The 14,162-nt window shown below is 73.1% G+C and carries 10 protein-coding genes; 8 read left to right on the top strand and 2 right to left on the bottom strand.

Going from position 1 to position 14,162, the window contains the following annotated elements; translation table 11 throughout:
• Positions 1-11: 11 nt before the first annotated feature.
• Together ACZ4MF_RS13805 and ACZ4MF_RS13810 are read right to left on the bottom strand one after the other, a co-directional pair.
• Positions 12-5,852 carry a type I polyketide synthase gene (locus ACZ4MF_RS13805; protein ID WP_467492215.1) on the bottom strand — a complete coding sequence of 1,947 codons (5,841 nt, stop codon included), beginning with the start codon at positions 5,850-5,852 and terminating at the stop codon, positions 12-14.
• A gap of 11 nt (positions 5,853-5,863) precedes the next feature.
• On the bottom strand, positions 5,864-6,163 hold the full coding sequence (locus tag ACZ4MF_RS13810) for an acyl carrier protein (RefSeq protein ID WP_071380245.1): 300 nt from the start codon (positions 6,161-6,163) through the stop codon (positions 5,864-5,866).
• Between the two features lie 161 nt (positions 6,164-6,324).
• Here ACZ4MF_RS13810 and ACZ4MF_RS13815 point away from each other — a divergent pair, with 161 nt between their 5' ends.
• From ACZ4MF_RS13815 to ACZ4MF_RS13850, 8 genes are all read left to right on the top strand, one after another.
• The gene (locus ACZ4MF_RS13815) at positions 6,325-7,956 is read left to right on the top strand and encodes an aldehyde dehydrogenase family protein (RefSeq protein WP_467492216.1); all 1,632 of its coding nucleotides are present in this window, start codon (positions 6,325-6,327) and stop codon (positions 7,954-7,956) included.
• Between the two features lie 45 nt (positions 7,957-8,001).
• Complete coding sequence (locus ACZ4MF_RS13820; protein WP_467492217.1) at positions 8,002-9,144, top strand: acyl-CoA dehydrogenase family protein; 1,143 nt, start codon at positions 8,002-8,004, stop codon at positions 9,142-9,144.
• 126 nt (positions 9,145-9,270) lie between these two features.
• Positions 9,271-10,566: an aspartate aminotransferase family protein gene (locus ACZ4MF_RS13825; protein ID WP_467492218.1), complete on the top strand. Its 1,296-nt coding sequence runs from the start codon at positions 9,271-9,273 to the stop codon at positions 10,564-10,566.
• 2 nt (positions 10,567-10,568) lie between these two features.
• Entirely contained in the window at positions 10,569-11,051 is a 483-nt protein-coding gene (locus ACZ4MF_RS13830; RefSeq protein WP_356021639.1) for a type II toxin-antitoxin system RatA family toxin, read from the top strand.
• A gap of 20 nt (positions 11,052-11,071) precedes the next feature.
• Positions 11,072-11,605, top strand: a complete 534-nt coding sequence (locus ACZ4MF_RS13835; RefSeq protein WP_467492219.1) for a hypothetical protein — start codon at positions 11,072-11,074, stop codon at positions 11,603-11,605.
• The gene (locus tag ACZ4MF_RS13840) at positions 11,602-12,147 is read left to right on the top strand and encodes a flavin reductase family protein (RefSeq protein ID WP_467492220.1); all 546 of its coding nucleotides are present in this window, start codon (positions 11,602-11,604) and stop codon (positions 12,145-12,147) included. The genes ACZ4MF_RS13835 and ACZ4MF_RS13840 overlap by 4 nt, the downstream gene beginning before the upstream one ends.
• On the top strand, positions 12,144-13,142 hold the full coding sequence (locus ACZ4MF_RS13845; RefSeq protein WP_467492221.1) for a ferritin family protein: 999 nt from the start codon (positions 12,144-12,146) through the stop codon (positions 13,140-13,142). Before ACZ4MF_RS13840 ends, ACZ4MF_RS13845 begins: the two co-directional genes overlap by 4 nt.
• Complete coding sequence (locus ACZ4MF_RS13850) at positions 13,139-14,146, top strand: beta-ketoacyl-ACP synthase III (RefSeq protein WP_467492222.1); 1,008 nt, start codon at positions 13,139-13,141, stop codon at positions 14,144-14,146. Before ACZ4MF_RS13845 ends, ACZ4MF_RS13850 begins: the two co-directional genes overlap by 4 nt.
• The last annotated feature ends 16 nt before the right edge of the window (positions 14,147-14,162 follow it).

The raw sequence follows: 14,162 nt of genomic DNA on the forward strand, positions 1-14,162 counted from the left end.
TCCCTTGGTGTTCACGCTGCCGGGGCGAGCTGCCCGTCGAGGAACCGGGCGAGCGCGCGGACCGTGGGGTGGTCGTGGGTGAGGGAGGCCGGCAGGGGCAGCCGGAACGCCTGTTCCAGCGCGGCCTTGACCTGCTGGGCCATCAGGGAGTCCAGGCCCAGCGACACGAATTCGCAGGTCACGTCCAGTTCGTCGGCCTCCTCCAGGTGCAGCACGGCGGCGACCCGCTCGCGGACGGCGCCGGTGACGGCGGCGAGGCGTTCGGCCTCGGGCAGTGCGGTGAGGGCCCGCAGGTCGAGGCCGGTGCCGTCGTCGTCGGTGGTGCGCCGGGCGAGCCGGTCGTAGAACAGGTCGCCGGTGACGCTGCCGGAGACGTAGCGGTCCCAGTCGAACTCGCCGACGATCCGCTGGGTGCGCGGGCGCCCCCACAGCCGGGCGAGGGTGTCCAGGGCGCGGGTCGGGGAGAAGAAGCGGACGCCGCTGCGTTCGATCTCCTCGCTGAGGTGCTCCTCCAGCCGGGCCGACATGCCGACCCGGGCCCAGGCCCCCCAGTTGACCGACAGCCCCGGCACCCCGCGCCGGGCACGCCACTCGGCGAGCGCGTCGAGGGCGGCGCTGGCGGCGGCGTAGTGGCCCTGGGTGGCGCCGCCGAGGACGGAGGCGATGGAGGAGTAGGTGACGAAGAACTCCAGGTCCGGGAAGGACTCCTCGGCGGCCTCGTGCAGCAGCCAGCCGCCGTAGGCCTTCGCGGCGAGCTGGGCGTCGATCGACTCCCAGGTCAGCTCCGAGATGAGCTTCTTGTCGTAGGAGCCGGCGGCGTGCACGATCCCGCCGAGCGGGTACGGTCCGGCCGCGAGGTGGCGGACGAGCCGGCGCACGTCCTCGGGGCGGGAGACGTCGGCGCGTACGACGTCGATCTCGGCGTCGGCGGCGAGGTCGGCGAGGAGTTCGCCGGCCTCCTCGGTGGCCCGGCCGCCGCGGCTGACCAGGGTCAGGTGCCGGGCGCCGAGCGCGGCCAGTTTGCGGGCGGTGACCAGGCCGAGGCCGCCGAGGCCGCCGGTGACGAGGTAGGTGCGGTCGGGGCGCAGTCCGCTCGGTCCGTCCTCGGCGGTCCGGTCGGACCGCCGTTCCTGCGCCGGGTCCTCGGGCAGGGCCACCCAGGTGCGGCCGGCCGGGTCGGACAGGGCGGTGCGCAGGGCCTCGCCGGTCTCGTCGAGGCGGAAGCGGGGCGCGGTGGCGTCGGCGCCGGTGGCGTGCACGACGGCGGGGGCGGGCACGGTGAGCGTGGAGCGGAAGGTGCCGTCGTACCGGACGAGGACCTCGTCGCCCGGCGCGAACCCGGTGCCGTCGGCGGCGGCGAGGACCGTGCCGTGGGCCAACTGGCCGAGCAGCGGCGGGGGTTCCTCCTCGCCCGGGGTCTCCTCGGCGCGCTCGGCCCGGCCGGTGTCGAGGGCGGTGCGGGCGTCCTCGGCGGTCAGGCCGACCAGCCGCACCCGGACCTGTACCTCGCCGTCCCCCGGCGCCCGGTCGGTGACCGGGGCGAGGGCCAGGTCGGACAGGTCGCCGGAGTCGGCGGCGCGCAGTTCGAAGCCCCCGCTCCAGGTGAGGGTGGAGTCACCGGCGAGCAGCCGGCGGACGTAACGGCGGCCGGGGCGGTAGGCGACCTGGAACTCGCCGGGCGGCTCGGCCCGCCATTCCTCGGCGAGCGGGGCGAGGCCGCTGCCCGGGGCGAGGTCGACCAGGGTGGCCCGGTACTGCGGGTACTCGGTGAGCAGCACCCGGCCGAAGCCCCACAGGGTGGCGGCGCCGAGGTGCCCGCCGTCGCCGGCCGGGTCGCCGGGCAGCCACTGGGCGCCCTCGGTGACGAGCCAGAGCCGGGGCGGCCGGGAGGCGGCCTCCAACGCGCCGGTCAGGGCGAGGAGTTCGCGGTAGTTGTCCTCGCACTCGGCGCGCAGCCGGCCGGCGGACATGGGCTCCGCGCGCTGCCGCCACAGCCGGCAGACGTCGGTGACGGTCGGGTCGTCCAGGGCCGCCTTGAGGTCGGTGAGGTCGGTCAGCCAGGTGACCTTCAGACCGGGTTCGGCGGCCAGTTCGGCGGCGCGTGCGGCGGAGGGGTCGAGCAGGACGACGTGCCGGGCCGGGGCGTGCTCCGCCGCGGGCAGGGCGCGGCGCACCCAGTCGGGGCGGTGCAGGAACTGACGGCGGCCGCCGCGTCCCTCGGGGCGGGCCATGCGCACGCCGAGCAGCTCGGCGACCGGGTCGCCGTTCTCCAGCAGCAGCACGTCCGCGAGGCGCCGGTCCTGTTCGCCGCGCACCCGGGCGAGGACGCTCAGGTTCTCGCCGCGCGGCTTGCGGAAGTGCCGTACCACCGCGATCTCGCGCGGCGCGAACACCGGCCCCTCGGGGTCGAGGACGACCAGCGCCTGCACGGCCGCCTCCAGCAGCTCGGCGGGCACGTGCTCGACGGCGGTGGCGTCACGGCCGGTCAGCTCGCCGGTGACCAGGCCGTCGCCGTGCCGGGCGGCGCGCAGGAGCAGCCGCATGCGGGGGCCCTGGGGGCGGCCGACGGAGGCGAGGTCGGTGTAGATGTCCTCGTCGTCGATGTGCTGGGCGGCGGGGGCCAAGCCCTCCGCGGGAAGGGCCGCCATGTGCCGTCGGTCGTCTGCGGGTCCGTCGTGGCTGGTCGCGCCCCGCGGCGGAGCCGCATATCGATACAGCCCCGCACCCCTTCGGGGCGCTGCCGAACCGGTCTCGTTCAGCATGGCGGCGAGTTCGGCCAGCTCCGAGACGGGGACGAGGGGTTCGGGGTCGGCGGCGACGACGGCGGTGGCGTGCAGGTTCTCCTCGCCGCCGACGGTCGTGAACACCTCGACCTCGGCGCCGCCGCCGTGCCGGGGGCGCCAGCGGGTGGTGAGCGCGGTCAAAGTCTCGGCGGGCAGCTCCAGCGGGGCGAGCAGTTTCAGCTCGCGCACGGCGGAGCGGGCGTGGCCCTGGACGGCGTCCTGCACGGCGAGCAGCAGGTCGACGTAGGCACCCGCGGGCAGCACGGTGCGGCCGCCGTCGGCGAGGTCGGCGAGCGCGCCGAGCTCCTCGGCGGTGAACTCGGCGTTGAACTCCCGCACCCCGCTGGCGAATCGCTCCTCGGTGCCGAGCAGCGGGTGGCGGGCGGGGCCGCCGGTGGCGGTGCGGCGCGGGGTGACGGAGGGCAGCCAGTAGCGCTTGCGCTGGAAGGCGTAGGTGGGCAGGTCCACGCGGGCGGGCGCCGGGTGCCCGGCGTGGTAGCCGGTCCAGGAGACGTTCAGGCCGGCCGCGTAGTAGTCGGCGAGCGCGGTGAGGGTGGTCGCGGTCGTGGTGTCCCGGCGGCGCAGGCTGGCCAGCCACAGGTGGTCCTCGACGCTCACGCCGCGCCGGGCGAGCGCGGTCAGTCCGGCCTGCGGGCCGATCTCGACCATGGCGTGCCGGCCGCGCTTGGCGACGGCCCGGATGCCGTCGAGGAAGCGGACGGGCTCGCCGATGTGCCGCACCCAGTAGTCGGGGGTGCCGATCTCGCGGAAGCGGGCGAGGCGTCCGGTGACGTTGGAGACGATGCTGATCTGCGGCTCGTGGAAGGCGATGCCGTCGAGGGCGGCGCGGAAGTCGTCGTAGACCTCGGCCATCAGCGGCGAGTGGAAGGCGTGCGAGACCTTCAGCCGCTCGACACGGACGCCCTTGCCCTCCAGGATCCCGGTGACCTCCGCCAGCGCGGCCGTCGCCCCCGAGATCACCGTCTGGTCGGGGGCGTTGATCCCGGCCAGCGCCAGGTCGTCGTGGCCCTCCAGCAGCGGGGCGACCTCGTCGACCGGGGCGGCGACGGCGGCCATGCCGCCCTCGGTGCGCACGGCCTGCATCAGCCGGGCGCGGGCGGCGACCAGGGTGACCGCGTCGGGCAGGCTGAACAGCCCGGCCACGGCGGCGGCCACCACCTCGCCGATGCTGTGCCCGATGAGCACGTTGGGGCGGGCGCCCCAGGCCAGCCACTGCTGGGCGAGGGCGTACTCCAGGGTGAACAGGGCGGGCTGGGTGTACTCGGTCCGGTCGATCGCCTCGGGGTCGTCGGCGATGCCGAGCAGCAGCGCGCGCACGGAGCGGCCGAGCGGGGCGGCGAACAGCTCGTCGCACTCGTCCACGTGGGCGCGGAAGACGGGCAGGGCCGCGTAGAGGGCGGCGCCCATGCCGGCGTACTGGGAGCCCTGGCCGGTGAACAGGAACGCGGTCTTGCGGATGCCCGAGGGCCCCGCGTGCTCGGCCTCGGCGGCGTGGACCAGGAGCTTGTCCAGCGCCGTCCGGTCGGCGACGGGGGCGGCGATCCGGTACGGGTGGTGGGTGCGTGTGGTGTTGGCGCTGTGGCAGAGCGCGGAGACGGACACCTCGGGCCGCCGGTCCAGCAACTCCCGGTACCGTCCGGCCAGTTCGCGCAGGGCGGCCGCGTTCTTGGCCGACAGGGTGAACAGCGGTGCCGCGCCCGCCGGTTCGGTGCCCGGCGCCGGGCCGGCCGGCGCCGGCTCGGGTGCCTGCTCCAGCACCACGGCGCCGATCGTCCCGGCGAACCCGAAGCTGTTGACGACGGCCCGCCGCACCTCGGCCTCCCAGGGCTCGCAGGCGGTGGGCACGCGCAGCGGGTACAGGTCCCAGGGGATGCGGCCGGAGGGCGTCGTCAGGTTGAGGTGCGGGTAGACCGTGCCGGCGCGCAGCTGGAGCACGGTCTTGATGACGCCGACGATGCCGGAGGCGGGCTCCATGTGACCGAGGTTGGTCTTCGCCGAACCGACCAGCACCGGGCGGTCCTTGGTGTGGGAGTCGACGAAGACGTCCCCGATGGCGCCGAACTCGATGGGGTCGCCGAGCGGGGTGCCGGTGCCGTGCGCCTCGACGTAACTGATGTCCCCGGGTGTCAGCCGGGCCGCGTCGAGCGCGCTGCGGATGACCTTCTCCTGGGCGGGCCCGTTGGGCACGGTCAGTCCGGCGCTGTCGCCGTCCTGGCCGACCGCCGTGCCGCGCACCAGGGCGAGGATCCGGTCGCCGTCGCGCTCGGCGTCGGACAGCCGCTTGAGGACGACGATGCCGCAGCCCTCGGCGCGCGCGTAGCCGTCGGCGGACTCGTCGAACGTCTTGCAGCGGCCGTCGGGCGCGAGCATCTGGGCGTTGGAGAACATCACCGGGATGCGCGGGTGGTGCAGGGCGTTGACGCCGCCGCACAGCGCGATGTCGGTCTCGCCGGCGCGCAGGGCCGTCACGGCGAGGTGCAGGGCGACCAGCGAGGAGGAGCAGGCGGTGTCGACGCTCATGCTCGGGCCGCGCCAGCCGAGGAAGTACGACAGCCGCCCGGACAGCGGGAACATGGTGATGCCGGAGGCCAGATGGCCGTCCAGCTCCTCGTACGGCAGCGAGTCCAGCTCCAGGGCGTAGTCGATGGAGCTGGCGCCGATGTAGACGCCGCCGTTGCCGCGGCGCAGCGGGGCCGGGTCGATGCCGGCGTGCTCCAGCGCCTGCCAGGCGGTCTCCAGCAGCAGCCGCTGCTGGGGGTCCATGTAGCGGGCTTCCTTCGGGGAGATGTTGAAGAAGCCGGCGTCGAACAGGTCGATCCGGTCGAGGAACCCGCCGGCCGAGGCGATGATCTTGCCCTTGTCGTCGGGGCCCTGCGGGGTGAACGCGTCGACGTCCCAGCGGTCCCGGGGGATCGGGCGGATCCCGCTCCCGCCGTCCCGCAGGAAGGCGTCGAACTCGTCGGGCGAGCCGCTGCCGCCGGGGAACCGCAGACCGATTCCGACGATCGCGACCGGCTCGGGCGCCTGCTCTGTCTCCGTACGCGGCATGGAGCGACTCCTCAAGCTTCCTGGATGGCCTGGGTCAGGTGGTCCACGAGATGGGCGATCGTCGGCTCGTTGAAGAGCACGCTGACGTTGATCGACAGGTCCAGGAGCTGCTCCAGGCTCTGCCGTATCTCGGTCAGCCGCAGCGAGGTGAGGCCGAGATCGAAATAGCTGATGTCGACGGGCAGGTCCTCGGATTCCTCCATGAGGAGGACGGCCCGGAATTTCGCGAGGCAGATCGACTCGATTTCGTCGGCGAGTTCACTGCGCGGAAGGTCGCGCAGGCGCCGGCTCGTGCTGTCGACAGGTGGCATGCGCCTAGGCAAGCAGCGCCGGCTGACACCCCACTGACGGCTTCGGGCAGGCCGGTTGGCCGGATCGGACCGGTCAGCCGGGCGTCAGCGCCGGGTCAGATTCCGCTGTCAGGCTCGGCCTTGCTTCAAGAAATCCACTCGCCATATCCGAAAGGCTGAAGATGCTTCGCGAAGCCGCGCAGGAGGAGAGTGCTGAGGCACCTTCCGGATTGAAGAGCTACGACCTCTACATCGCGGGCAAGGACGTCGCCGGGGACGGCTGGGTCTACACCGTCAGCGGACGCTCCCTGCTGGAAGACGTGTTCACCAGCGTGAGCCTGAAGCGCTCGCTCGAACAGGACCCGGAGTCCGAGGCCGCGCAGCACCCCTACGTGGTCGGGCGCTGCGCGATCGCGGACGACTCCGCCATCGACCTGGCCACCCAGGCCGCCGCCGCTGCCGCCCCCGACTGGGCGGCCGTGCCGCTGGAGCGGCGGATGCGGCTGGGCACCCGCTTCCGCGAGGAACTGATCAAGCACCAGGACGAGTTCCTGCGCATGCTGGTCGCCGAGTCCCACCCCGTGAAGCTCGCCCGCTGGGAGCTGAGCTGCCTGTTGCAGATCTACGCCCCCGGCTCCCTGCGCTGGTACCTGAAGCAGATGCGGGTGGAGAAGGAGTACAACGGCCGCACGCTGATCCTGCACCGCCAGCCGGACGGCGTGGTCGCCTTCAACCCGCCGCAGAACGCCCCGCTGCCGAGTGCCGCGCTGTGCGTGCTCGCCCTCATGGCGGGCAACGCCGTGGTGGTCCGGGCGCCGCGCAGCATCGCGCTGTCCACCATGTGGCTGCTGCGGGACGTCGTCGCCCCGCTGCTGGAGGAGATCGACGCGCCGGCCGGGGTGCTGAACGCGGTGTGCTCCAACCCGAAGCAGACCATGGACCGCTGGATCGCCGACCCGCTGATCAACGACATCTTCTACATCGGCGGCAGCCAGGAGGGCCTGCGCTTCGAGCAGGCCTGTGTGGCGCACGGCAAGAAGCCGATCCTCGAACTCGCCGGCAACGACGGCATCGTGGTGTGGAAGGACGCCGACGTGACGTGGGCGGCCGAGGCGATCACGGAGGCGTTCTACGGCTCGGGGCAGATCTGCATGGTCCCCAACTACGTCCTCGTGCACCCCGAGATCGCCGACGCGCTGATCGCCGAGGTGCGCGAGCAGGTCAAGGGCATCCGGCCGGGCCTGCCCGAGGAGGAGGACGTGCTGCTGTCGCCGGTGCGGCGCAGCGAGCGGTTCTTCCGGCTGCTGCGCCAGGCCCTCGACAACGGCGCCGAGCTGATCACCGGCGGGCACCGCACCGAGGTCGACGGCACGGTCTCCGAGACGGGCGTCTTCCTCCAGCCGACGGTGGTGCGCGTGGACGGCCTGGACCGGGCCCGCACCTACGACGTGGTCCGCGAGGAGACGTTCTTCCCGCTGGTCCCGATCGTGGTCGCCGAACGCGACAACGACGACGCCCTGTTGGAGGCCTTCCTCCAGTTCGTCAACAGCAACGACTACGGGCTGCGCAACTCCCTGTGGTCCCGCTCGGACCACGTCGTCGAGACCTTCGTGCGCCGCACCGTCAACGGCGGTCTGCTGAAGGTCAACGACTCGCACATCGGCTTCCTGCCGTACCTGCCGAGCCACGGCGGCACCGGCCGCACCGGCGGCGCGTTCGGCGAGGCCAACTACCCGATGCTCAAGACCTCCCACGTGCAGGGAGTCAGCATCGCCCGCGACGTCAGCCCGTACGACGCGGTGTTCGGCGCCTGATCCGCCCGCCCCCGCCCGCCCTCGACGTATTCCCGGAGGTTCCCCGTGCGTTCCCTCGATGCCGCCCGGTCCGTCTGCGAGCGGTTCCATCCCGGACTGCTCAAGGAGCTGGACCAGATCCCGTACGCCGAGCGGGAGCGGCCCGGCAGCCCGGTGATCGACCTGTTCCGCATCCACGGCGGGGTCGGTCTGCTCATCCCCGAGTCCTACGGCGGCCACGGCGCGTCCCCGCTCGATGCGCTGCGGGTCCAGCTGGCCCTCGGCGCGCTGTCGCCGTCGCTGGTCGCGGCCGTCTCCATGCACCACTTCACGGCCGCCATGCTGTACTCCCTCGCCGTCAAGGACGGCCGGCTCACGCCCGCGCAGACCGAGCTGCTGCACCGGATCGTGCCCGAGCAGCAGGTGATGGCCTCCGGCTGGTCGGAGGGCCGTACCGCGCAGAACATCCTCAAGCCGGCGGTGACCGCGCGCCCCGTGGAGGGCGGGTTCCTGCTGTCCGGGGCGAAGAAGCCGTGCAGCCTGTCCCGTTCGATGAGCCTGCTCACCGCGTCCATCGCCATCCACGGCGAGGACGGCGGCGATCCGGAGCTGGCGCTCGCGATCGTCCCGGCCCGCGCGCCCGGCATGTCCGTGCACCCGTTCTGGGGCAACGACCTGCTGGCCGGCGCGGAGAGCGAGGAGGTCCGGCTGGAGGACGTGTTCGTCCCCGCCGACATGGTCGTGCGGGCGGGCGCCGACGACCCGACCCGGCTGGACGACCTCCAGTCGGCCGGGTTCGTGTGGTTCGAGATGCTGATCTCCGCCGGGTACGCGGGCGGTGCGGCCGCGCTGGTGGAACAGGTGCTGGACCGTAAGCGTGGCCCCGCCGAGGAGCGGGCCGCGCTCGCCGTCGACATGGAGGCCGCGCTGGCCCTGCTGGAGGGCGTGGCCACCGGCACCGGTGCGGAGCCCGGCGACGAGGAGTCGGTGGCGCGGGTACTGGTCGCCCGGTACGCCGTGCAGAGCGCGCTGCCGGCCATCGTCGGTCGGGCGCTGGAGCTGCTGGGCGGGCTGGAGTTCATCAACAACCCCGCTTCTGCGCAGGGCGCTGCCGCGACGAGGGCGCTGGCCTTTCACCCGCCGTCGCGTATCGCCGCGGCCGAGCCGCTGCTCGCGTATTTCGGCGGGGGGCCGTTGGTTCTGGCGTAGCACCGTGCCGGACGAGGCAGTCGAGCGGCTGCGGGCCGGTTCGTGGCTGGTCGCGCCCACGCGGCGGAGCCGCATATCGACACAGCCCCGCGCCCCTTTGGGCGCCATTCCTTGAGGAGTTTGCACGTGACCGTCATGCAGGAGTCTCCGGCGGCGACCGCAGCCGATTCGGAGGCGGAGATCCTCAACCTCTACCGGGCCCACCTCAGCAAGGGCCGGGCCACGCTCGCCGAGTTGTTCGGGAGCCATATGGAGACGGCGTCCGAGGGCGCCTGGCTCACCACCAGTGACGGTGAGCGGTTCCTGAACGCGGGTGGCTACGGCGTGTTCATCATGGGCGCCCGGCACCCGATCGTCATGGAGGAGGTGGAGCGCCAGCTGCGCACCCACCCCACCGCGACCCGCATCCTGCTGGAGCCGACGGTGGCGCGCGCCGCCGAGGCGCTGGTCTCCGTGCTGCCGGAGGGCCTGGACCGCGTGCACTTCGCGCTGTCCGGTGCGGAGGCCGTGGAGACCGGGCTGAAGCTGGCCCGCGCGGGCGGCCGCAAGCGCACCGTCTCGATGCGCGGCGGCTACCACGGCAAGACGCTGGGCGCCCTGTCGGCGACCGCGAAGGACGTCTACCAGGCGCCGTTCCGCCCGCTCGTGCCCGACTTCCAGCACCTGCCGTACGGCGACGCCGACGCCCTGGAGGCCGAGCTGAAGGCCCACCCGGGCGAGGTGTGCGTGATCCTGGAGCCGGTCCAGGGCGAGGGCGGGGTCATCGTCCCGCCGAAGGGCTATCTCAAGCGGGTCGAGCAACTGGTCCGCGAGTACGACGGGTTCCTCATCCTCGACGAGGTGCAGTCCGGGTTCGGGCGGCTCGGCGAGTGGTGGGGCGCCGACATCGAGGGTGTCGTCCCGGACGTCCTGCTCACCGGCAAGGCGCTCGGCGGCGGGGTCATGCCGGTCTCGGCGGCCGTCGCCACCCGCAAGGCGTTCCGGCCCTTCGACAAGGACCCCTACGTCCACACCGCCACCTTCTCCGGGCAGCCGGTGCTGATGGCCGCGGTGCAGGGCGCGATCCGGGCCGTGAAGGAGGAGCGCCTGGTCACCCGGGCCATGGACCTCGGCTCCCGGCTGCTGCCGCGGATCACGGAGGTCGCCCGGCGCAACATCCCCGAGCTGGTCGTGGACGTGCGCGGCCGGGGCCTGCTCATCGGTGTGGAGCTGGTCGAGGCGGGCCTCGCCGGCGAGCTGCTGATCGAGCTGTTCAACCACGGCGTGGTCGCCAACCACTCCATGAACGGCAGCTCGGTGGTGCGGTTCACGCCGCCCGCCGTGCTGGACGACACCGACGTGGACTTCCTCGTCAACTCCTTCGACCTGGCCACCCGCGACCTGATCAAGGGCGCGGCCACAATGCCGAAAGGCGGTAACTGATCGTGCGGCACGTCGAACTCGATGCCCTGATACCCGCGGAGCAGGCGGAAACGGTCCTGCACGCCGTACGGCGCTGGGAGAGGTACCCCGACCTCGCGCCCCACGTCAACGCGACCACCGTGCACGCCTCCTACCCCGACCCGCGGGCCTCCTCCAGCTGGGAGCTGCACTTCCGCAGCGGCCTGCTGCGCTGGACCGAGGACGACACGATCGACCCGGCGGCCGGCGAGATCCGCTTCGAGCAGTCCGACGGCGACTTCGACTCCTTCTCCGGGGTCTGGTCCGTGCGGCAGTCCGAGGAGGACGTCACCGTCCGTTTCGACGCCGACTTCGACTTCGGCATCCCGAGCCTGGAGGGCATCCTCGACCCGATCGCCGAGCGGGTCATCAAGGAGACCGTCGCCTGGGCGCTGACCGGACTGTTCCCGGGCGTGCGCATCCGGGGCGACGTCGAACTGACCACGCCCGCCGCGGTCGGCGCCTAGCACCCGGCGAGGAGCTGACCATGGACCAGGCGAACCCCTTCGAGACCCCGCGCACCTACTCGCTGCACCGCGCCGAGTACCTGGTGGGCCTCGCCGTCACCACCGGCCTGATCGTCTACCACTTCGGCGACATCCGCTGGCTGCCGGCGCTCGGACTGTTCCTCTACATCGACCTGATCGGCTACATCCCGGGCGCCATCGCCTTCCGCAGGAGCGGCGGGCGGCCGATCCCCAAGGCGTACTACGTCCTCTACAACGTCATGCACAGCCTCATCACACAGGGCGCGGTCGCCGCGCTGTGGTGCTGGCTGGTGAGGCCGGAGTGGGCGCTGCTGGTGCTGCCGTTCCATCTGTTCGGCGACCGCGGTCTGTTCGGCAACTTCATGAAGTCCTTCGCGCTGCCCTTCGAACCGGTGCGCCAGGAAGGCTACTTGAAGCTCCTGGACGAGCTGGGCCTGCCGCACCCGAAGCCGGTCGGGCACGCCATGGACCCGGTGCCGGTCGGCCACGTCCCGGCGCGACCGGTCGTACGCGAGACGGAGGCCGTGCGATGACGACCGTCACGGACGTACGGCGTCCGCTCCGGCAGGACCCGGCCGAGCGCCGCCGGGCCCTGTACCACCTGGCCTCCCCGGTGTCGGTGCTCACCACCGGCCCCGAGGACCGGATGCACGGCACGACGGCCAGCACGGTCACCCTCGTCTCGCGCGCGCCCCTGCTCCTCGGGGTCGTGCTGCGCGCGGGCTCGTCCTTCGCCCGGCTGGCCGCCACCGAAGGCCGGTTCGCGGTCAACGTGCTCGGCGCCGAACAGGCCGACGTGGCACGGCGGTTCGCGGACAGCGCGCGGCCCGACGGCGACGCCGCCTTCGCCGGCCTGGCCTGGACGGCGGACCGGTACGCGCACGCGCCGCTGATCGCGGGCGCGCTCGCGCACTACGTGTGCCGTTTCCACTCCGCCCACCCGGCGGGCGACGGCGAGCTGCTGCTCGGCCACGTCGTACGCGCCACGGCGGACGACTCGCTCCCCCTGTTCTCCTACGCCGGCGGGCTGTACGCCGGCTCCCTGCGTCCGGCGAAGGAGGCCGTCGCCCCATGACCGCACCCGTAGCTCCCGAGGCCGACTGGGACAAGGCGCCCGGTCTGCTGGACGGCGCGAAGGAACTCGCCCTCGGCCCGGAGGAGTGCGACCTCGCCTACTGGATCACCTCCGTCGCCCAGGGCACCCTGCGCGACCGCGGGGCGAGTGGCCACCACGAGAACGCGCTCACACCCGACTTCCTGAAGGCGCCCGGCCCGCTGCGCGAGGCCCTGGTGCTGGAGTTCGGCTTCCGGGCCCTGGCGGAGGAGCTGGCCACCCGGCTGCTCGGCCACTACGTCTCCATCGCGCCCGGCATCCCCGAAATGGAGTTCTACGCCACCCAGTTGCTCGACGAGGCCCGCCACGCGCGCGTCTTCCGGCAGCACCTGGTGGAACTGGGCATCCCGCAGAAGACGCTGCTGAAGGACATCGAGGAGATGGCCCGGGACTACCGCACGCGGGTCCTGGACCCGGTGGTGGACTTCACCCTGGACATCGTCCGCGACCGGGCCGACTTCCCCGGCGGGGTGGGCGTGTTCGCCATCATCATCGAGGGCGTGCTCGCCCCGGCCGCCGAGCTGAGCGAGCGCAAGTGGACCCCGCTGTCCCCCGCGACCGGCGAGATCTCGCGCGGCACCGCCATCGACGAGATCCGGCATCTGACCGTGGCCAGCACCATCCTGCGCGACCACGTCGCCCGACACCCCGAGTACAAGCCGAGGCTCCTGGAGGTCCTGCGCGCGGGCGTGAAGCTGTGGGACGAGATCCCGGACCGGGAGTTCGTCATCCACCGCGAGGAGCTGTTCCAGCAGGGCATGCACGAGCACGCGGACCTGATCGGCGACTACGAGATCTGGCCGGGCGTGCGGCTGCTCGACACCACCGCCGTGCAGCGCTACGACATGGCCGAGCGGTGGACCGACGAGATGGCCGAGGTCCGCATGGCCTACATGGGTCTGCCCGTCGAGGTCCTCGCCTCGGAGCACGCCGAGAGCCCGGAGAGCGGCGCATGAGCGCCGGGCGGGCCGCGGTCGTCGCGGGCATCGGCTCGTACGTCCCGCCCAACCTGGTGACCAACGACGACCTGACAGCCCGGCTGGACACCTCCGACGCCTGGATCCGCTCCCGCACCGGGATCGCCGAGCGGTACGTCGTCTCGCCGGGCACGTCCACCGGCGATCTGGCGGTGGAGGCGGGCCTGCGGGCGCTGAAGTCGGCCGGGGACGAGCGGGTCGGGGCGGTGGTGCTGGCCACCACCACCCCGGACCAGCCGTGCCCGGGGACCGCACCGCAGGTGGCCGCGCGCCTCGGACTCGGCCAGGTGCCGGCGTTCGACGTGGCGGCCGTCTGCTCCGGCTTCCTGTACGGCCTCGCCTCGGCCGCCGGGCTGATCGCGGCCGGGATCGCGGACAGCGTGCTGCTGATCGCGGCCGACGCCTTCACGACGATCATCAACCCGGCCGACCGCACGACCGCGGTGATCTTCGCGGACGGCGCGGGCGCGGTGGTGCTGCGGGCCGGCTCGGCCACCGAGCGCGGGGCGATCGGCCCGCTGGTGCTCGGCAGCGACGGCGAGCTGAGCCATCTGATCGCGGTGCCGGCGGGCGGCTCGCGACAGCGGTCGAGCGACCGGCCCGTGGCCCCGGAGGACCACTACTTCCAGATGCTCGGCCGGGACACCTACCGGCACGCGGTGGAGCGGATGACCGCCGCGTCCGCCGGGGCCGCCGAGCGGGCCGGCTGGTCCCTCGACGACGTCGACCGGTTCGCGGCCCACCAGGCCAACGCCCGGATCCTGGACGCCGTCTCGGACCGGCTCGGCATCCCCCAGGAGCGGCGGCTGAGCAATATCGCCCGGGTCGGCAACACCGGCGCCGCGTCCCTGCCGCTGCTGCTCGCCGAGGCCACCGCGGACGGCACGCTCCGGGCCGGCCACCGGGTGCTGCTCACCGCGTTCGGGGGCGGCCTGTCCTGGGGGGCCGCGACCGTCGACTGGCCGGAGCTGCAAACCATCTGACCATCTGTCAGCCCCA

The sequence above is a fragment of the Streptomyces sp. NPDC025793 genome, assembly GCF_055558375.1.

Coding starts and splice junctions, on each gene's coding strand:
- ACZ4MF_RS13810 (WP_071380245.1), bottom strand. CDS start 6,163: ATGCCACCTGTCGACAGCACGAGCCGGCGCCTGCGCGACCTTCCGCGC.
- ACZ4MF_RS13835 (WP_467492219.1), top strand. CDS start 11,072: ATGGACCAGGCGAACCCCTTCGAGACCCCGCGCACCTACTCGCTGCAC.
- ACZ4MF_RS13845 (WP_467492221.1), top strand. CDS start 12,144: ATGACCGCACCCGTAGCTCCCGAGGCCGACTGGGACAAGGCGCCCGGT.
- ACZ4MF_RS13840 (WP_467492220.1), top strand. CDS start 11,602: ATGACGACCGTCACGGACGTACGGCGTCCGCTCCGGCAGGACCCGGCC.
- ACZ4MF_RS13815 (WP_467492216.1), top strand. CDS start 6,325: ATGCTTCGCGAAGCCGCGCAGGAGGAGAGTGCTGAGGCACCTTCCGGA.
- ACZ4MF_RS13850 (WP_467492222.1), top strand. CDS start 13,139: ATGAGCGCCGGGCGGGCCGCGGTCGTCGCGGGCATCGGCTCGTACGTC.
- ACZ4MF_RS13805 (WP_467492215.1), bottom strand. CDS start 5,852: ATGCCGCGTACGGAGACAGAGCAGGCGCCCGAGCCGGTCGCGATCGTC.